The 19,261-nt window shown below is 68.7% G+C and carries 18 protein-coding genes; 12 read left to right on the forward strand and 6 right to left on the reverse strand.

Going from position 1 to position 19,261, the window contains the following annotated elements:
• Positions 1-39 precede the first annotated feature (39 nt).
• Complete coding sequence (locus EV649_RS10335; protein ID WP_241997954.1) at positions 40-1,182, forward strand: glycosyltransferase family 1 protein; 1,143 nt, start codon at positions 40-42, stop codon at positions 1,180-1,182.
• Positions 1,179-2,378 carry a glycosyltransferase gene (locus tag EV649_RS10340; protein ID WP_130382805.1) on the forward strand — a complete coding sequence of 400 codons (1,200 nt, stop codon included), beginning with the start codon at positions 1,179-1,181 and terminating at the stop codon, positions 2,376-2,378. Before EV649_RS10335 ends, EV649_RS10340 begins: the two co-directional genes overlap by 4 nt.
• Positions 2,379-2,466: 88 nt before the next feature.
• On the opposite strand, the gene EV649_RS10345 is transcribed toward EV649_RS10340, so the two are convergent.
• Complete coding sequence (locus EV649_RS10345; protein ID WP_130382807.1) at positions 2,467-3,282, reverse strand: MBL fold metallo-hydrolase; 816 nt, start codon at positions 3,280-3,282, stop codon at positions 2,467-2,469.
• 226 nt (positions 3,283-3,508) lie between these two features.
• On the opposite strand from EV649_RS10345, the gene sdhC reads away from it, so the two are divergent.
• The 5 genes from sdhC to EV649_RS10370 all read left to right on the forward strand — a co-directional run bounded on the left by sdhC (position 3,509) and on the right by EV649_RS10370 (position 8,048).
• Positions 3,509-3,886, forward strand: a complete 378-nt coding sequence (gene sdhC / locus EV649_RS10350) for a succinate dehydrogenase, cytochrome b556 subunit (protein WP_130382809.1) — start codon at positions 3,509-3,511, stop codon at positions 3,884-3,886.
• Between the two features lies 1 nt (position 3,887).
• On the forward strand, positions 3,888-4,355 hold the full coding sequence (locus tag EV649_RS10355; protein ID WP_130382811.1) for a succinate dehydrogenase hydrophobic membrane anchor subunit: 468 nt from the start codon (positions 3,888-3,890) through the stop codon (positions 4,353-4,355).
• 7 nt (positions 4,356-4,362) lie between these two features.
• Positions 4,363-6,105, forward strand: a complete 1,743-nt coding sequence (sdhA, locus tag EV649_RS10360; protein ID WP_130382813.1) for a succinate dehydrogenase flavoprotein subunit — start codon at positions 4,363-4,365, stop codon at positions 6,103-6,105.
• Positions 6,105-6,809, forward strand: coding sequence for a succinate dehydrogenase iron-sulfur subunit (locus EV649_RS10365; RefSeq protein ID WP_130382815.1), 705 nt, complete (start codon positions 6,105-6,107; stop codon positions 6,807-6,809). Before sdhA ends, EV649_RS10365 begins: the two co-directional genes overlap by 1 nt.
• A gap of 78 nt (positions 6,810-6,887) precedes the next feature.
• Entirely contained in the window at positions 6,888-8,048 is a 1,161-nt protein-coding gene (locus tag EV649_RS10370) for a sialidase family protein (RefSeq protein ID WP_130382817.1), read from the forward strand.
• On the opposite strand, the gene EV649_RS10375 is transcribed toward EV649_RS10370, so the two are convergent.
• Both EV649_RS10375 and EV649_RS10380 read right to left on the reverse strand, forming a co-directional pair.
• On the reverse strand, positions 8,045-8,458 hold the full coding sequence (locus EV649_RS10375) for a DUF2000 domain-containing protein (protein ID WP_130382819.1): 414 nt from the start codon (positions 8,456-8,458) through the stop codon (positions 8,045-8,047). The two genes, EV649_RS10370 and EV649_RS10375, sit on opposite strands and share 4 nt — an antisense overlap.
• 54 nt (positions 8,459-8,512) lie before the next feature.
• The gene (locus EV649_RS10380; RefSeq protein WP_130382821.1) at positions 8,513-9,340 is read right to left on the reverse strand and encodes a M55 family metallopeptidase; all 828 of its coding nucleotides are present in this window, start codon (positions 9,338-9,340) and stop codon (positions 8,513-8,515) included.
• Positions 9,341-9,363: 23 nt separating this feature from the next.
• On the opposite strand from EV649_RS10380, the gene EV649_RS10385 reads away from it, so the two are divergent.
• Positions 9,364-10,158: an AraC family transcriptional regulator gene (locus EV649_RS10385; RefSeq protein ID WP_130382823.1), complete on the forward strand. Its 795-nt coding sequence runs from the start codon at positions 9,364-9,366 to the stop codon at positions 10,156-10,158.
• Here EV649_RS10385 and EV649_RS10390 read toward each other — a convergent pair.
• The 3 genes from EV649_RS10390 to EV649_RS10400 all read right to left on the reverse strand — a co-directional run bounded on the left by EV649_RS10390 (position 10,130) and on the right by EV649_RS10400 (position 14,899).
• On the reverse strand, positions 10,130-10,360 hold the full coding sequence (locus EV649_RS10390) for a hypothetical protein (protein WP_130382825.1): 231 nt from the start codon (positions 10,358-10,360) through the stop codon (positions 10,130-10,132). The two genes, EV649_RS10385 and EV649_RS10390, sit on opposite strands and share 29 nt — an antisense overlap.
• A 20-nt stretch (positions 10,361-10,380) precedes the next feature.
• Positions 10,381-13,137 carry a LuxR family transcriptional regulator gene (locus EV649_RS10395; RefSeq protein ID WP_130382827.1) on the reverse strand — a complete coding sequence of 919 codons (2,757 nt, stop codon included), beginning with the start codon at positions 13,135-13,137 and terminating at the stop codon, positions 10,381-10,383.
• Positions 13,138-13,369: 232 nt separating this feature from the next.
• Positions 13,370-14,899, reverse strand: coding sequence for an amino acid permease (locus EV649_RS10400; protein ID WP_198682383.1), 1,530 nt, complete (start codon positions 14,897-14,899; stop codon positions 13,370-13,372).
• Between the two features lie 175 nt (positions 14,900-15,074).
• Between EV649_RS10400 and EV649_RS10405 the strand changes: the two genes are divergently transcribed.
• Genes EV649_RS10405 through EV649_RS10420 form a run of 4 tightly spaced genes read left to right on the forward strand, consistent with a single transcriptional unit; the run spans position 15,075 to position 19,253 of the window.
• Positions 15,075-16,421, forward strand: a complete 1,347-nt coding sequence (locus EV649_RS10405) for a glutamine synthetase family protein (RefSeq protein WP_130382829.1) — start codon at positions 15,075-15,077, stop codon at positions 16,419-16,421.
• The gene (locus tag EV649_RS10410; RefSeq protein WP_241997957.1) at positions 16,402-17,121 is read left to right on the forward strand and encodes a gamma-glutamyl-gamma-aminobutyrate hydrolase family protein; all 720 of its coding nucleotides are present in this window, start codon (positions 16,402-16,404) and stop codon (positions 17,119-17,121) included. Before EV649_RS10405 ends, EV649_RS10410 begins: the two co-directional genes overlap by 20 nt.
• Positions 17,118-18,464, forward strand: coding sequence for an aldehyde dehydrogenase family protein (locus EV649_RS10415; protein ID WP_130382833.1), 1,347 nt, complete (start codon positions 17,118-17,120; stop codon positions 18,462-18,464). Before EV649_RS10410 ends, EV649_RS10415 begins: the two co-directional genes overlap by 4 nt.
• A complete protein-coding gene (locus EV649_RS10420) occupies positions 18,465-19,253 on the forward strand; it encodes a 3-oxoacyl-ACP reductase (RefSeq protein WP_130382835.1) in 789 nt (262 codons plus the stop codon).
• Positions 19,254-19,261: the final 8 nt, after the last annotated feature.

The raw sequence follows: 19,261 nt of genomic DNA on the forward strand, positions 1-19,261 counted from the left end.
ACGCCGTGTCACGAGAGTGTCGCCCAGGGTTCATGGTCGGTGAGGAACCTTCGAGATGTGCGAATCGTGATGGTTGCCGAGACCTTCCTGCCGCAGATCAATGGCGTGGCGAACACGGCTCGCCACGTCGCCGACCGGCTGCGTGCCCGCGGGCACGAGCTGCTGATCATCGCCCCCGGACCGGGTCCCGACAACTACGGTGACGTCCCGGTGCTCCGGGCGCGGAGCTTCCGTACGCCGGGCTACAAGGAGTACCCGGTCGGCCTGCCGGATCCGTCGATCGAGCGGGCGATGGCCGAGTTCCGGCCCGACCTGGTGCATCTCGCCTCACCGTTCATCATCGGCGCGTACGGGCTGCGTGCCGCCCGCAAGCTCGGCGTACCGACGGTCGCGATCTTCCAGACCGACATCGCCGGCTTCGCTCGCCAATACCCCTGGTACGCCGCCGCGGACCGCGGGATCTGGCGCTGGGTACGGCGTACGCACTCGCGCGCCGACCGGACGCTCGCGCCCTCATCCGCCTCCGTCGACGCGCTCGTGCAAGGCGGCGTACCGCGGGTGCACCTGTGGGGCCGCGGCGTGAACCTGGACCTGTTCGATCCCAAGCACCGCGACGATGACTGGCGCCGGCAGATCTCCCCAGACGGACGGCCGATCGTCGGGTACGTCGGCCGGCTGGCGGCCGAGAAGAAGGTACGTCGGCTCGCGGAGCTGACCGACCTGGGCTGCCGGATCGTGATCGTCGGCGACGGTCCGGACCGGGCCGCCCTGGAGCACGCGTTGCCGACGGCAACCTTCCTCGGGATGCGCCGGGGCGCCGACCTGGCGTCGATCTTCGCCGGGCTGGACGTGTTCGTACACACCGGTGAGCACGAGACGTTCTGCCAGACGATCCAGGAGGCGCAGGCCTCCGGCGTCGCGACCGTCGGCCCGGCCGCGGGCGGCCCGCTCGATCTGATCCACCCGGGCGAGAACGGGCTGCTGTTCGAGCCCGGCCAACCCAGGTCGCTGCGGGACGCGGTGAAAACCCTGCTGGACCACCCGACGGCCCGCGGACGGATGGCCGCGAGCGGCCTGCAGCGCGTGCAGTCCCGCACCTGGCAGGCCGTCGTCGACGACCTCGTCGACCGCCACTACGCCGAAGTACTCCGCGACGCTGCCGCGGTACGGCGGGTCGCATGAGCTCATTGCGGATCGCTCAGCTGGCCAACTTCGTCGGGCCGACGTCCGGTGGGATGCGGACCGCGATCGAGCACATCGGCCAGGGGTACGTCGAGGCCGGCGCCGAGCGGATCGTGATCACGCCGGGCGAGAAGGACTCCGTGGTCGAGACCGAGCTCGGCACGATCGTGCGGGTCAAGGCGCCGAAGGTGAGCGGCGGCTACCGACTCATCACGACGCCGTGGACCGTGATCGACGTACTCAAGCGGTTCCGTCCGACCACGGTCGAGATCTCCGACAAGTCGACGCTGCTCCCGGTGGCCCGCTGGGCCCGCAAGAACGACATCGGCACGGTGCTGTTCAGCCACGAGCGCCTGGACGCGATGCTGGCGCTCGGCGCGGCCCGCCCCGGTCAGCTCGGCGGCAACGACGTACTGCGTCCCGGCCGGATGCTCGGCGAGCGTCCGGTGAAGTGGGGCGCCGACGGGGTGAAGTACAGCCAGCTCGGCATGGTCGCCACCGTCGCCGCGCTGTACATGATCCTCGGCCGCACGTACGACGCTGTTGTCGTGACCTCGCGCTACGCGGCAGCCGAGTTCGACGAGGTGACGACCCCACTCGTTCGGATCCCGCTCGGGGTCGACCTCGACACGTTCCACCCGTCGCTGGGTGAACCGGCCGATGACGGCGTACTCAAGCTGGTGCACGCCGGCCGGCTCTCCCGCGAGAAGAGCCCGCATCTCGCGGTCGCGACCGCCGCCGAACTGCACCGCCGCGGCGTGAACGTGCGGATGGATGTCTACGGCACCGGCCCGCACCTCGACGAGCTGATCGAGATCGCCGGGGACGCGCCCGTCACCTTCCACGGGTACGTCGACGGCCGCCGTACCCTCGCCAAACACCTCGCCGAGGCCGACATCGCCCTGTCCGTCTGCCCCGGCGAAACCTTCGGCCTGGCCGTCCTCGAAGCCCTCGCCGCCGGCACCCCGGTAGTCACCGCGAACACCGGCGGCGCCCGCGAACTCGTCAACGAAACCTGCGGCCGCTGGGCCCCCGCCAACCCCGCAGCCCTAGCCGACGCCACCCTCGCCCTGGCCAACCTCCCCCACCGCCGCCCCGCCGCCCGCCACCGCGCCGAGCTCTACAACTGGCAAACCTGCGTCGACCACATGCTCGCCCTCCACACCCGCCTCACCCAGACGCGGATCGCCGCCTGACGCAGACCGCCCCAAACCAGTTCGGGGCGGTCTGCAGCCCGAATTGGGTAGGAGATGCTCCCCGAACTGGTTTGGGGAGAGTGATGGTCTAGGTCAGGTGGTCGTAGTCGCCTCGGGTCCAGGCGGCGTGGCGGTCGGCGGAGCGGCGTACTACGGCTTTGGCGTCTACCGGGATGACTGAACCGAAGTTGTTGTAGAGGCGGTCGTAGTCGAAGGGGTCGAGGGAGCGGGCTACCCGGTCGACGACGGCGCCGGAGAGTGGGATGCGGTTCGGGTAGCTGCGCATGAAGCTGACCGAGGTGCGGTCGGGGTTGGCGAAGATGGTGTCGCCGGACAGGACGACTCCCTTGCCGTCGGCACCGTTCGCCCAGTGCACGACCGCGCTGCCGGGGAAGTGGCCGCCGGGCTGGATGACGGTCACTCCGGGTAGCGGCGTGAGTTGCCCGGACCAGGTCTCGATCACCGCGTCCGGGCGCGCGACCCACTCCTTGTCGGCCTCCGAGACGTACACCGGTACGTCGCCCAGGCGGTGGCTCCATTCGACCTGGACGCCGTACATGTGCGGGTGGCTGGCGATGATCGCGACCACGTCGCCGAGCTCCCGGATCCGGCGTACGGCGTCGTCGTCCAGGTACCCGATCGGGTCCCAGAGCAGGTTGCCCTCGGAGGTTGTCAGCAGCATCGACTGCTGCCCGATCCCCACCGGCGGCTTCGAGCGGACGCCGTACAGGCCCGGCTCCACCTCGTCGATGGTGACCTCGGTGCCGGCCGCGGCCAGCTCCTCGAGCGTGGTCCAGTGCTGTCCGTCGGCGGGCACCCACTGCCGCTCGTCGGCGCAGATCACGCACACCTCGACCTGCTCCGCGTGCTCCACCGCACAGGTCGCACAGATCCAGAAACTCACTGTAGTTCTCCCCTTCGATTCTGATGTGCCGTCAGCCAAAGCGTTCAAGCGCAGTTGAAGTCAAGTGCATCGGAGGCTCATCGTCGAGGGCCACTGCGGGGCCTGCTCGATGGGCCACTACGCGACCGATCTCACACCTGTCAGGACATTTCGGGGCTGATCGCGGGACTAGCATCGAACCGGCTTGGTTTTCTCCGGGCCGAGAGACGTTCGATCGGAGGACGGTTTGCCCAGCAAACCAGCCGGCACGCTCTACCGCGGCCGGGAGGGCATGTGGTCATGGGTCGCGCACCGGATCACCGGTGTCGGGATCTTCTTCTTCCTGCTGGTGCACGTGCTGGACACCGCGCTGGTCCGGGTGTCGCCGGAGGCCTACAACGAGGTCATCGGCACCTACAAGAACCCGATCGTCGGTCTGCTCGAGGTCGGTCTGGTGGCGGCGATCCTGTTCCACGCGTTCAACGGCGTTCGGCTGATCCTGGTGGACTTCTGGGCCAAGGGCCCGCGCTACCAGCGGCAGCTGATGATCGGCGTCGGCGTGCTCTGGGTGGTGCTGTTCGTGCCGTTCGTGATCCGGCACCTCACACACGTCTTCGGAGGCTGAGATGCCAGAAACCACTCCTGGGATCGCGGCGCCCCGGTCCAGCTCCAGCGCCCGCAAGCTGAAGGGCGGCGGCCGGAACCGTTCCGGGCAGACCAACTTCGAGCTGTACAGCTGGCTATTCATGCGGCTGTCCGGGCTCGCTCTCGTCATCCTGGTGCTCGGGCACCTGTTCGTGAACCTGATGCTCGGCGGCGGGATCACCGCGCTGGACTTCGGCTTCGTGGCCGGCAAGTGGGCCAACCCGCTGTGGCAGGTCTGGGACCTGCTGATGCTGTGGCTGGCGATGCTGCACGGCACCAACGGGCTGCGCACGATCATCAACGACTACGCCGAGAAGGACCAGACCCGGTTCTGGCTCAAGGCCTTGCTGATCACGGCCTCGATCGTGATCGTCGTACTGGGCACCCTGGTGATCTTCACGTTCGACCCCTGCCTCGACCCCAACAGCACGTTGTCGGTCTGCAAGTAAGGAAGTTATGCAGCAGCATCAGTACGACGTCATCATCGTCGGCGCGGGCGGGGCCGGAATGCGGGCCGCCCTCGAGTCGAGCAAGCGGACCCGTACCGCCGTACTCACCAAGCTCTACCCGACCCGTTCGCACACCGGCGCCGCCCAGGGCGGTATGTGCGCCGCGCTGGCGAACGTCGAGGAGGACAACTGGGAGTGGCACACCTTCGACACGGTCAAGGGCGGCGACTTCCTGGTCGACCAGGACGCGGCCGAGGTGATGTGCCGCGAGGCCGTCGACGCGGTCCTCGACCTGGAGAAGATGGGCCTGCCGTTCAACCGGACCGCCGAGGGCAAGATCGACCAGCGGTTCTTCGGCGGCCACACCCGCAACCACGGTGAGGCCGTCGTACGCCGGTCCTGCTTCGCGGCCGACCGTACCGGCCACATGATCCTGCAGACCCTGTACCAGCAGTGCATCAAGCAGAACGTCGAGTTCTTCAACGAGTACTACGTCCTCGACCTGCTGATGACCGACGGCAAGGCGAGCGGCGTGGTCGCGTACGAGCTGGTCACCGGCGAGCTGCACGTGTTCTCCGCGAAGTCGGTGATCTTCGCGTCCGGCGGTTTCGGCAAGGTCTTCCGTACGACGTCCAACGCGCACACCCTGACCGGCGACGGGATGGGCATCGTGTGGCGCAAGGGCCTGCCGCTGGAGGACATGGAGTTCTTCCAGTTCCACCCGACCGGCCTGGCGGGTCTCGGCGTACTGCTGTCGGAGGCGGCCCGTGGTGAGGGCGGCATCCTGCGGAACAAGGACAACGAGCGCTTCATGGAGCGCTACGCGCCGACCGTGAAGGACCTGGCGCCGCGAGACATGGTCGCCCGCGCGATGGCGAACGAGGTCCGTGAGGGCCGCGGCTGCGGTCCGGACGGCGCGTACGTGATGCTCGACCTGACCCACCTGGAGCCCGCGCACATCGACGCGAAGCTGCCGGACATCACCGAGTTCGCCCGGACCTACCTGGGCGTGGAGCCGTACACCGAGCAGATCCCGGTGTTCCCGACCGCGCACTACGCGATGGGCGGCATCCCGACCAACATCAAGGGCGAGGCGCTGGCCAACAACGAGGACGTGATCCCGGGCCTGTACGCCGCCGGCGAGGTCGCGTGCGTCTCGGTGCACGGTGCGAACCGGCTGGGCACCAACTCGCTGCTCGACATCAACGTGTTCGGCCGCCGGGCCGGGATCGCCGCCGCGGAGTACGCCGCCACGGCCCAGTTCGAGGAGCTGCCGGCCGATCCGGAGGCGTACGTCGTCGAGCTCGTCGAGGGCCTGCGCACCTCGACCGGCGAGGAGCGGATCGCCGCGATCCGGGCCGACCTGCAGGCGACGATGGACCTGAACGCGCAGGTGTACCGCACCGAGGGCTCGCTGAAGCAGGCGCTCGTCGACATCGAGGCGCTGAAGCTCCGGTTCGCCAATGTCGGCGTCCAGGACAAGGGCAAGCGGTTCAACACCGACCTGCTGGAGGCCGTCGAGCTCGGGTTCCTGCTCGACCTGGCCGAGGTGCTGGTGGTGTCCGCGCTGGAGCGCAAGGAGTCCCGCGGCGGGCACTTCCGCGAGGACTACGACAAGCGTGACGACGTCAACTTCATGCGGCACACGATGGCGTACCGCGAGGTCGATGCCGACGGCAACGAGACGATCCGGCTCGACTACAAGCCGGTCGTGCAGACCCGCTACAAGCCGATGGAGCGCAAGTACTGATGGACGTCAAGGTCAAGATCCTCCGGTACAACCCCGAGGTCGTCGACGAGGCCGAGTGGAAGACGTACTCCGTCACGCTGCAGCCGACCGACCGGGTGCTGGACGCGCTGCACAAGGTCAAGTGGGAGCAGGACGGCACGCTGACGTTCCGGCGGTCCTGCGCGCACGGTGTCTGCGGCTCGGACGCGATGCGGATCAACGGCCGCAACCGGCTGGCCTGCAAGACCCTGATCAAGGACCTGAACCCGGAGAAGGAGATCACCGTCGAGCCCATCAAGGGCCTGCCGGTGCTCAAGGACCTGGTCGTCGACATGGAGCCGTTCTTCGACGCGTACCGCGCGGTGATGCCGTTCCTGGTCACCAGCGGCCACGAGCCCACCCGGGAGCGGATCCAGTCGCAGGCCGACCGGGACCGGTTCGACGACACCACGAAGTGCATCCTGTGCGCCGCCTGTACGACGTCCTGCCCGGTGTTCTGGTCCGACGGGCAGTACTTCGGCCCGCAGGCGATCGTCGGCGCGCACCGGTTCATCTTCGACAGCCGCGACGAGGGCACCGAGCAGCGGCTGGAGATCCTGAACGACAAGGAAGGCGTCTGGCGCTGCCGGACCACCTTCAACTGCACCGACGCCTGCCCACGCGGCATCGAGGTCACCAAGGCGATCCAGGAAGTGAAGCGCGCACTCATCTTCCGTCGAGTGTGAGCGTGCGCCTTCTTTCGCATAAGATTCCACCGCCGACCTGACCCCCTTGCGGGGACACCTGCGCCTTGGGGGGTGATTGTGGAGCCGCGCCTGCGCGAGTTGTCCGACCGCTACTACCGCCGCCTGGTGGAGCTGTTGGAGCGCTGTGGCCTACCCCGCAGCATGCCGCCGTTCCTCGTCCTCGGGGTGCTCGCGGCCACGACCTCCGTCGTACTCGCGGTGGTGCACCTGGCCTCCCACCGCCCGCAGACCGATCCGCCGATCGCCATCGAGCCGGCCGCCGCGGGGCGGTCCGGCAGCGCGGTGGTGAACTCCGAGCGCGCCCAGGTGCTGTCGATCACGATGGTCACCCGGAACCGCTGGGCGGCCGGCTGGTCCGACTGCACCAGCGGCCCGAACTGCAAGTTCGCCGCGGTGATCGACCGCGACGGCGCCCGCGCCACCGCCCCCGAGTGGCCGGTCCCGTACGCGACCCTGCAGGCCGGCAAGGAGGCGATCGCGGTCGCCCCGCCGCTCGAGGGCACGCTGACCGGTGACGCGACGATGATGTTCCGGCTGACGTACGACGGCCCGGTGCTCACCAAGCTCCAGTACCGGCTGCCGACCTCGACGTTCCAGAAGAACGAGATCCTCACCGACCGGATCGTGCCGGGCTCGATCGTCGTGGTGAACCCGGAGGAGTCGACGGTCCGGATGCTCAGGACCCGCGGCACCCGGTCCCCGGTCTGCGACGAGTCCGGCCGCTGCTGGATGCTGACCGGGATCGGCCGCACCGACATCGTCTGGACCGACGACGGCGGCCGCACCTGGGGCTCGCGCTCACTCGACAGCCACAACCAGCTCGGCCGGCTCGCGATCAGCCCCGACGGCCGCACGCTGCTGTCTACCGCGGTCACCATCGGCGCCGCCGGCCAGACCGTCTCGAAGATGCAGATCTCGACCGACCGCGGCGCGAACTGGACGATTGTCGCGAACCCACCGAAGAGCCTGGCCGTCGCGCCGCTCGCCTTCGACGACGGCACCGCGCTCATCCTCGGCGGCCGCCCCGGCGACCGCCCGCGCCTGTACCGCGTCCGCGACGGCGCCGCCAAACTGGACCGCGGCTACCCCGGCGACCTGGCCGACCTCTCCGGCAACGCACAACTCATGTACGGCTCCGAGGTCCCGAAACGCCGCACCACCGAGGTAGTCCTCAGCACCGACCAAGGCGCCACCTGGACCAAATTCGCCCCTCGCTAGTGGTGCTTGGTGGCGCCCTTGAGGGTTTTGTCGACGGCGTTCTTCGGGCCGTAGAAGGCGATGCCGACCAGGTCGAGTTCGGCGGTGCGGACGGCCTTCACGGCGGCGCGGTTGTCGTGGTCGTTGCCAGTGGCGAACAGGTCCTGGGTGAAGACCGAGTGCTCGATCTCCCGGCTCAGCGCGCGTTCATGGGCGGTCGTCATGAACTCCTTCGAGCCCTCGAACACCATCACCGGCTGCCTGAACATCGGCAGGTAGCGCACGTCGTCCGCGTCCTCGTACGGCTCGCCGACCACCTCAGGATGCGTCCCAGCGATCCCACTGACCAGAAACGCGGTCACATTCAACCGCTGCCAAACAGCCAGGTCGTCCCGCAACAACACAGCAATCTTCGTATCGAACTTTTCCACAACCCCAATGCTCACGCCCAGGATCGCCAGCGGTCTTGTACGTTCTTAACCGGCTCAGCAGTACGGCGGGTTTGAGGTGACTGCTGTGCAGACTCGGAGGAACAGGTTGAACATTCGGTAGAGCTGGAGCATGTCGGCGTCGAGGGTCACGGTGCGGTCGTCGCGGCGGGTTACGCCGGGGATCGCGGTGAGGTGGGACGCGACGGAGGCGGACTGCCAGCGGACGGCGAGGGTTCGCGGGCCGGCTGGGGCGTCCGGTTTGGAGAGGGTGCGCAGCGCCTCAGAGGTTGTCGCTTCGATCGCCTCGCGGGCCTCCGCGACCGGGACGAGTTGCGCGGCGAAGCGGTCCTTGGCGAACTTGACCGGTACGGTCGCGACCGCGGGATCCCAGGCCTTCATCTCGTCGCAGGCGGTGTCGTCCCCGGTCAGGAGCGCGAGCGGTACGCCGTACGCCGCGGAGGCCGCGTGGAACAGGCCGATCTCGCCGGTGAGCTGCTCGTCCAGCCAGATGTCTTCGATCTCGTGGCCCATGAAGCTGTGGCTCAGGACGCCGAGCACGCCGGCGCGGGCGTGGTACCCGACGCAGAGTACGGCGTCGTACTCCGGGGTCAGGCCCTCCATCATGCCCATCGGCTTCGGGCGGCCCTTGATCAGGCCGGCGCGCGGGTCGAGGAGGTCGGGCAGCAGGTTGCGCATCGGGCCGTGGGCGTCGTTCACCAGGACCTCGGTCGCGCCGGCGGCGTACGCACCGCGGACGGCGGCGTTCACGTCCTCGGTCATCAGCACCCGGCCGCGCTCGTAGTCCCGTCCCGGCGGCTGCACGTCCTCCGCGTCGACGAGCCCGGTGACGCCTTCCATATCCGCACTCACGTAGACCTTCACACGCAGCAGCGTATGTTCTAACCATGAGCAGCGGCGCCACGGTACGGGCGTGGCGGCCTCGGCTGACCGGGGTCGTCGAGGTGCTGCATGCGCACTTCCCGTCGCACGCGTACCCGAGCCACACGCACGACGCGTGGACGGTGCTGATCGTCGACGAGGGCGCGGTCCGCTACGACCTGGACCGCCACGAGCACGGGCTCGCGCAGGCGCAGGTCTCGCTCCTCCCGCCGCATGTCCCCCACGACGGCCGCTCGGTGCTGCCGCAGGGCTTCCGCAAGCGGGTCCTCTACCTCGAACCCGACCGGCTCGGCGGCACGAACCTGATCGGCGCGGCGGTCGACCAGCCCGAGTACGTCGACCCGCTGCTGCGGCACCGGATCCACCAGCTGCACGGCGTACTGGAAGACGGTGTGGAGGACCTGGAGGCCCAGAGCCGGCTGACGCTGATCGAGGAGCGTCTCGGGCAGCACCTGCGGCGGCAGGTGATCGATCCACCGGACCGGTCGGACGCGGGCGTGGCCGCGCAGTTGCGCGATCTGCTCGACGCGCATGTGCCTGACGGGATCACGCTGGAGGATGCGTCGAAGCTGGTCCATGCGCATCCGGCACATCTGGTACGGGCGTTCAGCCGGGAGTACGGGATGCCGCCACACCGGTACCTGACCGGTCGGCGCGTCGATCTGGCCCGCCGGTACCTGCTCGACGGGCATCCGGCCGCGCAGGTGGCGACGCTGGCCGGGTTCTACGACCAGTCGCACCTCAACCGGCACTTCCGGAAACTGCTCGGGGTCACACCGGCGAGTTTTGTGTGGCCTTAGACGCCTTGTACGCGCGGACTCCCCAGGTGCCGAGCAGCGCCGCGATCAGCAGGTTCACGATGATCAGGACGGTGTGCGCGACGTAGTACCCGGTCGGGCGGTCCTCGGTGTCCACGAGCGCCTTGATGAAGCGCAGGTAGGTGATGACGTTCCACGCGGCGATGGCCAGCAGGACGAGTGCGTGCTTCCGTTCGAGCTTCACTCAGCCATTCTGACCCAGGCTCAAGAATTGGGCCGGTCGACCATGCGGAGCAGCTGGGTCCGGTTGGCCACTCCGAAGCGCCGGTACAGGCGGGTCAGCTGCGACTCCACGGCCTTCACCGACAGGTACAACGCCGCGGCGATCTCGCGGTTGGTAGAGCCGTCGCGGACCATCGAGACGATCTGCTGCTCGTTGTCGGTCAGCTCCGACGGCTGCCGGCTCCGGCTCGGTACGTCGAGGCGCGCGAGCTCCATCTCCGCGACCTCGCGCCAGGCGGGCGCGCCGTACGCCTCGAACTGCTCGATCGCGTCCAGGAACGCGGTCCGCGCGACCGACCGGCGACGGGCCTGCCGGGCGATCCGGCCGCGGGTCAGCTCGCAGCGCGCGAGATCGAGCGGGTAGACCCGGTCCCCCGCCGTACTGACCGTCTTCTCCAGCAGCTCCAGGGCGGCGGCCGGGTCGCCCTGCTTGGCGACCAGCAGCGCCTCGGCGCGATCCAGGCCGAGCTTCACCACGCGCCGGTCCAGGTTCTCGGCGCGGGCGCGGATCTCGGCGATCAAGGCCGCTGCGTCGTCCAGCCGGCCGGCCGCGACCAAGGCCTCGGCGTAGTCCGCGTGCCACGGAATCACGGCCGGGTCGTACGGCATCGCGGCCTCGCCCGACCCCGCGATCGCGTCGAACGCCTCGACAGCCCGCTGCGGATCACCGGTCAGTACGCCGATCAGCCCTAGGCTGACCAGCGCCGGGCCGGTCCATTCGTCGTTCCCGACCAGGTGGACCGCGTCGAGCGCGGCCTCGGCGAGCTGCCGGCCCATGGCCGCCGAACCGCCGACCCACTCCGCGCGACTGGCGATGACCATGCCGACCTCGGCCTCGTCACCGATGTCCTGCATCAACTGGTAGCACTCGTGCCCGGCGGCCAGCGCGTCGGCGCCGCGGCCGCTGCGCTCGTAGATCGCCGTCGCGGAGATCAGTACGGACGCCAGCCAGCGCATCGCGCCGTGGTCGCGGACCTCGTCGGCCAACGCGGTGATCGCGGTGATCGCCTCGTTGGTCCGGCCGCGGAACAGCTCGCGCATCGCAGCCATCTGGCGGGCGTTCACCACGGTCCTGGTGAGCGGCAGGCCCTTGGCCAGCTCGGCCGCCTGCTCCAGCACGGCGTCCGAGGTCTCCTCGGCGTCGCGGGCCATCAGCACCGAACTCGACGCGCTCAGGGCGTCGACGATCGCCTCGGTGTCGCCGGCCTCACGCGCCAGCGCCTCGGCGATCCGCGCATCCTCCTGCGCGTCGTCCAAGCTGCGATCGAAGTAGTGGCTGTGGCTGCGCTCGATCCGCACCCGCGCCTCGAACCGCTTGTTGCCTTCGGCCGCGGCGAACGCCTCCGCGAGCAACTCGACCCGGCGATCCCGCTCCGGCCAGACCGCGTCGGCACACAGCAGCAGCGCGGGCACCCTGGTCTCAGGCGTCGTCGCTGCCTGTACGGCGAGTCGCGCCATGTCGGCCGACTCCGCCAGGTGTCCAGCGGCCGCGGCGTCGTCGGCGGCCCTGGTGAGGCGGCGGGCGCGTTCGTCCGGCTGGGTGCTCGGTGTCCGGTCCGCGCTCAGCCGCCACAGGTTCGCCGCAGCGCCAGGAGCTCCACGGCCGGCGGCCACCGTGGCGGCCTCCTCGATCGTCGCGGCCAGCTCCGGATCAGCCTCCTGGGTGGCGAGGGCCCGGTGGGTCGCGTTCTCGACCGGTTCGTCGACCACGGCGGCGAGTTTGGCGTGGGCCTGACGACGGGCGGCCGACGTGGCTTCGGCGTACACAAACTCCCTCAGCAGGGGGTGCGTGAAGCGGAGCCGTTCGGCGGAGACGTCGATCAGGCCGAGGGTCTCCGCCTCGGCGAGGTCGACGTCGATCGGGCGGTCGAGGGAGCGGGCGAGCTGCGTGGTGGTCGGGCGCGGCGAGGACGCGGCGTGCAGGAGCAGCTCGTGGGTCTCGGTGGACAGGTCGCCGAGACGCTCGCCGAGCAGGGTCTTGAGGCGGCTCGAGACCGGGAGCGGGTCATTGGGCGAGACGCTCTTCGGATGCCGCAGTACGGCGCGACCGAGCTCGAGGGCCATGAACGGGTTGCCGGCACTCGCGGTGAAGATGCGGCGCGCCGTACGGACCGGGAGCGGGCTGGACAGGCGCTGCCGGAGCAGGCCGAGTACGTCGGGCTCCGTGAGCGGCGGGACCTCGAGCTGCAGGACGGGCTCGGGGCAGGCGTCGGCCATCACCGGCAGATCGCCGTCGGCTACCTGCTCGGTGGCGAGCAGGTGCACGCCCTCGGAGAGCCGACGGGCGCAGAACGTGAGCACCTCGAGGCTGGACGGATCCACCCATTGGATGTCGTCGACAACGATCAGCACCGGCCCGGTCGTGGCGAGGCGGCGGAGGACGTGCAGTACGGCGAGGCGCACAGCCAGCTCGTCACGCACCGTATCCGGGGCGCTCGCCTTCAGCAGCGCGACCTCGAGCGGCTGCCGGAGGTGGTCCGGCAGCACCTGCCAGGCGAATTCGAGCTGGTTGGAGAGCAGATCGAGGAGCGTGACGTACGGCAGGCCGGCCTCGGAGTTGGACGGGGCCGCGCTGAGGATCCGGCAGCCCTTCCGGCCACGCTCCGCGACGAGCGCCCGGCCGAGAGCCGACTTGCCGATGCCGGTCGGGCCGTAGAGCAGCACGCTGCCGCTGGTCTCGAGCTGCTTGGTTGCACGCTCGACCAGTCCGGCACGCCCGACCAGCTCGTCGTCAGTCATCCAACTCCTCGAAGGATTACCCTCGCCGATTATCACAGTCATTGACCGTTCGACACGACGAGTGTCACATGAGGAAATTTGCTGGCCACCATCCTGACACCCATTACTGCACAGTTCCGAGCAGTCGCGGCGGCACGATCGTGCCGGGGCACCGGATGGTCTTTCGACGACTTTGAGCCCCCCTCAACCGTTTCGCGGTGACGAAAACGGTTGAGGGGGGCTCAAAGAGGGGTCAGATGGATTCGAGGTCGCGTTCGATGGCGGCTAGTTCTTCCTCTGTGCCTTGGACCTTGGGGCCGGTGAACCAGCGGCGGGCGGAGAGGAACCAGTACGCCGCTGCGAAGCCGAGCACCACGAGTACGGCGATCGGCGTGTAGTTGAAGGTGCTACCAGTGACGGGGCTGACCTGCGGCAGCATGAAGAGGATCGTGATGAAGCCGACCCAGACGATCGCGATGATGCCGATCGGGCGGCTCCAGCGGCCGAGGTGCCACGGGCCGGGCTGGAAGTCCTTGCCCTGCAGCAGTCGCAGCAGGGTGGGCAGCACGTACGCGATGTACAGGCCGATCACCGCGATCGACGTGACAGCGGCGTACGCCGTCGCGTTCCAGAGGTACGGCAGACCGAGGAGGAACGCCCCGCCGGCCGCCAGCCAGATCGCGTTCGTCGGCGTCCTCGTCTTGCCGTTGATCTTGTGCCAGAACTTCGACCCCGGCAGCGCTCCGTCACGGGAGAACGCGTAGATCATCCGCGAGTTCGCGGTCACCGACGACATCCCGCAGAACAGCTGCGCGCCGATCACCACCAGCAGCAGGACCTTGGCCAGCCCCGCACCGACCGCGTCGATGAAGATCTGGGCCGGCGGTACGCCGATCTCGCCCTCGAGGGCGCCGTCGTAGCTCTGGATCGCGAAGGTCAGACCGATCAGCAGCACCCATCCGGCCGCCAGCGAGACCAGGATCGACATAACGATCCCGCGCGGACCCGAGCGGGCCGCGTCGTGCGTCTCCTCGGTCATGTGCGCGGAAGCGTCGTACCCGGTGAAGGTGTACTGCGCGAGCAGCAGCCCGAGCAGGGCGACGTAGAAGGTGGAGCCCCAGCCGGTGTTGTTGACGAAGTGCCCGAACACGAAGCCCGCCGACTGGTGCTTGTCCGGCACGAACACGAGCGCGCCGACGATGAAGACGACGCCGACGATGTGCCACCACACGCTGATGTCGTTGAGCCTGGCGACCAGCTTCACGCCGAACGAGTTCAGCAGCCCGTGCACCAGCAGGATGATGCCGAAGAGCAGGATCGTGTGGCCGGGCGTCGTACTGAAGCCGAACTGCAGGTCGAGGAAGGCGTTCAGGAAGAACGCCGCACCGAAGTCGATCCCGGCGGTCACCGCGACCTGGCCGAGGAAGTTGAACCAGCCGGTGAACCAGGACCAGGCCGCGCCGTTGGACCGGGCGAGTTTGGCGGACCAGTAGTACAGCCCGCCGGCGGTCGGGAAGCTCGAGCAGACCTCCGCCATCGCGAGGCCGACGAACAACGTCATCAGGCCGACGATCGGCCAGCCCCAGACGATCATCACCGGGCCGCCGGTGTTCATCCCGAACCCGTACAGGGTCAGGCAGCCGGACAGGATCGAGATGATGGTGAAGGACACCGCGAAGTTCGAGAACCCGGACATCGTCCGGGACAGCTCCTGGGCATAACCCAACTGATGCAGGCGTTTCTCGTCGTCGGTCATCGGGGCGGCGGACTCGTCATTGCTCATTGCGGGGCCTCCAAGACAGGACCTGAACACAGCGCCTCAATGGTCTCCCCCCAGACCTTTAGGTAATTGAGGCACCCCGGTCAGGCACTGTCAAGGGAAACTGCACGCGTTGACATCCCGACCCAGACTTGAGTCAATGGACTGGAAACAGACCAATAGAGCTCCGGGAGTGGCCGTGTTGGGTGTTGAGGAGTTGCGCAGGCTGGTCGAGGCCGGCGAGGTCGACACGGTGCTGGTGGCGATCACCGACATGCAGGGACGGCTTCAAGGAAAACGTTGCGGTGCACGGTATTTCCTGGAGGAGGTGCTGAAGCACGGGACCGAGGGCTGCAACTACCTGCTGGCGGTCGACGTCGACATGAACACCGTCGACGGCTACACGATGTCCTCCTGGGAACGCGGGTACGGCGACATGGTGATGGCGCCCGACCTGGACACACTGCGTCTGGTGCCGTGGCTCGAGGGCACTGCGCTCGTGCTGTGCGACGTACAGTGGCTGGACGGTACGCCGGTGGTCGCGTCGCCGCGGCAGGTGCTGCGGGCCCAGCTGGACCGCCTCGCGGAGCGGGGACTCAAGGCGTACGTCGGGACCGAGCTCGAGTTCATCGTGTTCGACGACACCTACGAGACCGCGTGGAACAAGCGGTACCTCGGCCTCACCCCGTCGAACCAGTACAACGTCGACTACTCCCTCGTCGGCACCTCCCGGATCGAGCCGCTGCTGCGCGACATCCGCAACGGCATGACCGGCGCCGGCCTGTACGTCGAGTCCGCGAAGGGCGAGTGCAACCTCGGCCAGCACGAGATCGCGTTCCGGTACGACGAGGCGCTCGCCACCTGCGACAACCACTCGATCTACAAGACCGGTGCGAAGGAGATCGCCTCCAAACACGGCAAGAGCCTGACGTTCATGGCGAAGTACGACGAACGTGAGGGCAACTCGTGCCACATCCACCTGAGCTTCCGCGCCGACGACGGCGATCCGGTGCTCGCGGGTGACGGCGACCACGGCTTCTCCCGGCTGATGGAACAGTTCATCGCCGGCCAGCTCGCCTGCCTGTCCGAGTTCACGTACCTGCTGGCCCCGAACATCAACTCCTACAAGCGTTTCGTCCGCGGCAGCTTCGCGCCGACCGCGATCGCCTGGGGTCTCGACAACCGCACCTGCTCGCTGCGCGTGGTCGGCCACGGCGACTCGCTCCGCGTCGAGAACCGTCTCCCCGGCGGCGACGTGAACCCGTACCTCGCGGTCTCCGCGATCATCGCCTCCGGCCTGCACGGCATCGAGAACGAGCTGGAGCTCGAGCCGCTGCTGGAGGGCAACGCGTACGAGTCCGACAAGGAACACGTCCCGTCCACGCTCCGCGAAGCCGCCGCCCTCTTCACCGGTTCGAAGATCGCCCGTACGTCGTTCGGCGACGAGATGGTCGACCACTACAGCAACGCCGCACGCGTCGAGCTCGATGCGTACGACGCCGCCGTCACTGACTGGGAGCGGGTCCGTGGGTTCGAACGGCTCTAGAGGGATCCTCAGCCGCCCGCGCATCGGCATCACGACGTACCTGGAGCCGGCGGCCTGGGGGATCTGGAACCGGGACGCCGCGCTGGTTCCGCGGGTGTACCTGGATGCGGTGGTGGCGGCCGGAGGGGTGCCGCTGCTACTGCCGCCGGTCGGCACGGATCCGTCCGTCCTGGAGATCCTCGACGGACTCGTGATCGCCGGTGGCTGCGACGTCGATCCGGGCTCCTACCGGGCGACCCCGCATCCGGAGACCGTCGACACCCGGCCGGGACGCGACGACCACGAGGCGATCCTCATCCGAGCCGCTTTGGACCGTGATGTCCCGTTGCTCGCGATCTGCCGCGGCCTGCAGATGCTGAACGTGACGCTCGGCGGCACCCTGCACCAGCACCTACCGGATGTCGTCGCCCACGACGCGCACCGCCCGGAGCCGGCGACCTTCGGCACCGTCGAGGTGAAGATCGAGCCCGGCACCCTCACCGCACGGATCCTCGGCGAACGCGCTGACGGCAGCTGCTACCACCACCAGGCCCTCGACATCGTCGCACCGGGATTGAAGGTCACCGCCCGCGCGGGTGACGGAACGGTCGAGGCGGCCGAAGTGGAAGGCCACGACTTCGCACTCGGTGTGCAGTGGCATCCGGAGGAGAACCCCGAGGACCTGCGGCTGTTCACCGCACTGATCAGGAGCACGCAATGACGTACGACGTACTCAATCCGGCCACCGAGAAGGTGATCCGGACCATCGAGCTCGCTTCGCAGGACGATGCGGACGCGGCGATCGCTCGGGCCGCGAAGGCGTTCGAGACCTGGCGGGACGTGACGCCCGCCGATCGCGGGCGGCTGCTGCGGCGGTTCGCCGACGCGGTCGACGCGGACCTGGAGAACCTGGCCGCGCTTGAGGTCGAGAACGCCGGCCACACGATCGGCAACGCGCGCTGGGAAGCGGGCAACGTCCGGGACGTGCTCACCTACTACTCGGCCGCCCCGGAACGCCTTTTCGGAAAGCAGATTCCGGTTGCCGGCGGCATCGATGTCACGTTCCAGGAACCGCTCGGCGTGGTCGGCGTGATCGTTCCGTGGAACTTTCCGATGCCGATCGCCGGCTGGGGTTTCGCGCCTGCCCTGGCGGCCGGAAACACCGTTGTCCTGAAGCCCGCCGAGCTGACCCCGCTGACAGCGATCCGGCTCGGTGAGCTGGCGCTGGAGGCCGGCCTGCCGCCCGGCGTCTTCGAGGTCGTGCCCGGTAAGGGAACCGTTGTCGGAAACCGTTTCGTCACGCATTCCGCGGTCCGGAAAGTCGTCTTCACCGGCTCGACCACGGTCGGCAAGCAGATCATGGCCGGCTGCGCGGACCAGGTGAAGCGGGTGACGCTCGAGCTGGGCGGCAAGTCGGCGAACATCGTCTTCGCCGACGCGGATCTGGAGAAGGCTGCCGCGCAAGCGCCGTACGGCGTGTTCGACAACGCCGGCCAGGACTGCTGCGCGCGTTCCAGGATCCTCGTCGAGCGTTCGGCGTACGACCGGTTCCTGGAGCTGCTGGAGCCGGCGGTGAAGAACTTCAAGGTCGGCGACCCGTCCGATCCGGCGACCGAGATGGGGCCGTTGATCTCCGCGGGGCAGCGCGAGCAGGTCGCGTCGTACGTCGAGAACCCCGCGTTCCAAGGCACTGCGCCGAGCGGGCCCGGGTTCTGGTTCCCGCCGACGGTACTGGCGCCCGCGAGCGAGCGGGCTGTGCGCGAGGAGATCTTCGGGCCGGTGGTCGCGGTGATCCCGTTCGCGGACGAGGCCGATGCGCTGCGGATCGCGAACGACAGCGAGTACGGGCTGTCCGGCTCGATCTGGACCCGGGACGTCGGCCGCGCGCTGAGGGTCAGTCGCGGCGTCGAGGCCGGGAACCTCTCGGTGAACTCGAACTCGTCGGTGCGGTACTCGACGCCGTTCGGCGGCTACAAGCAGTCCGGCCTCGGTCGGGAGCTCGGCCCGGACGCGCTGGCCGCGTTCACCGAGACCAAGAACATCTTCATCAGCACGGAGGACTGAATGACTGTCGACATCGGTGGCAAGGCTCATCGGCTCGAGGGCCGGGTCGCGGTGGTGACCGGCGGTGCGAGCGGGATCGGTCTGGCCACGGTACGGCGGCTCGCTGCAGAGGGAGCGCACGTCGTGATCGGCGACCTCGACCCGGCCGCGGGCAAGGACGCCGCAGACGAGGTCGGCGGGCTGTACGTGCCGACCGACGTCACCGACCCGGCCGCGGTCGAGAACCTGTTCAAGCTGGCCTTCGACACGTACGGCGCCGTGGACATCGCGTTCAACAACGCCGGCATCTCCCCGCCCGACGATGGGTCGATCCTCGACACCGGGCTGGAGGCGTGGCGCAAGGTGCAGGAGGTCAACCTGACGTCGGTCTACCTGTGCTGCAAGGCCGTGATCCCTTACATGCAACGCCAAGGCCGCGGGTCGATCATCAACACCGCGTCCTTCGTCGCCGTGATGGGCGCGGCGACCTCGCAGATCTCGTACTCCGCGTCGAAGGGCGGCGTACTCGCGATGAGCCGCGAGCTCGGCGTCGAGTTCGCACGGCAGGGGATCCGGGTGAACGCGCTCTGCCCCGGCCCGGTGAACACCCCGCTGCTCACCGAGCTGTTCGCGAAGGACCCCGAGCGGGCCGAGCGCCGGCTGGTCCACGTCCCGATGGGCCGCTTCGGCGAGCCGGAGGAGATCGCCGCCGCGGTCGCGTTCCTGGCCAGCGACGACTCCTCCTTCATCACCGCCAACACGTTCCTCGTCGACGGGGGAATCTCGGGCGCCTATGTGACACCGATCTAGTCTGAGGA

Source organism: Kribbella sp. VKM Ac-2569 (assembly GCF_004216905.1).
Lineage (GTDB): Bacteria > Actinomycetota > Actinomycetes > Propionibacteriales > Kribbellaceae > Kribbella.

Excerpts from the sequence above, each read along its gene's own strand:
- EV649_RS10340 (WP_130382805.1), top strand. The coding sequence starts at position 1,179 with ATGAGCTCATTGCGGATCGCTCAGCTGGCCAACTTCGTCGGGCCGACG.
- EV649_RS10355 (WP_130382811.1), top strand. The coding sequence starts at position 3,888 with ATGCCAGAAACCACTCCTGGGATCGCGGCGCCCCGGTCCAGCTCCAGC.
- sdhA (WP_130382813.1), top strand. The coding sequence starts at position 4,363 with ATGCAGCAGCATCAGTACGACGTCATCATCGTCGGCGCGGGCGGGGCC.
- EV649_RS10365 (WP_130382815.1), top strand. The coding sequence starts at position 6,105 with ATGGACGTCAAGGTCAAGATCCTCCGGTACAACCCCGAGGTCGTCGAC.
- EV649_RS10385 (WP_130382823.1), top strand. The coding sequence starts at position 9,364 with ATGAGCAGCGGCGCCACGGTACGGGCGTGGCGGCCTCGGCTGACCGGG.
- EV649_RS10395 (WP_130382827.1), bottom strand. The coding sequence starts at position 13,137 with ATGACTGACGACGAGCTGGTCGGGCGTGCCGGACTGGTCGAGCGTGCA.
- EV649_RS10400 (WP_198682383.1), bottom strand. The coding sequence starts at position 14,899 with ATGAGCAATGACGAGTCCGCCGCCCCGATGACCGACGACGAGAAACGC.
- EV649_RS10415 (WP_130382833.1), top strand. The coding sequence starts at position 17,118 with ATGACGTACGACGTACTCAATCCGGCCACCGAGAAGGTGATCCGGACC.
- EV649_RS10420 (WP_130382835.1), top strand. The coding sequence starts at position 18,465 with ATGACTGTCGACATCGGTGGCAAGGCTCATCGGCTCGAGGGCCGGGTC.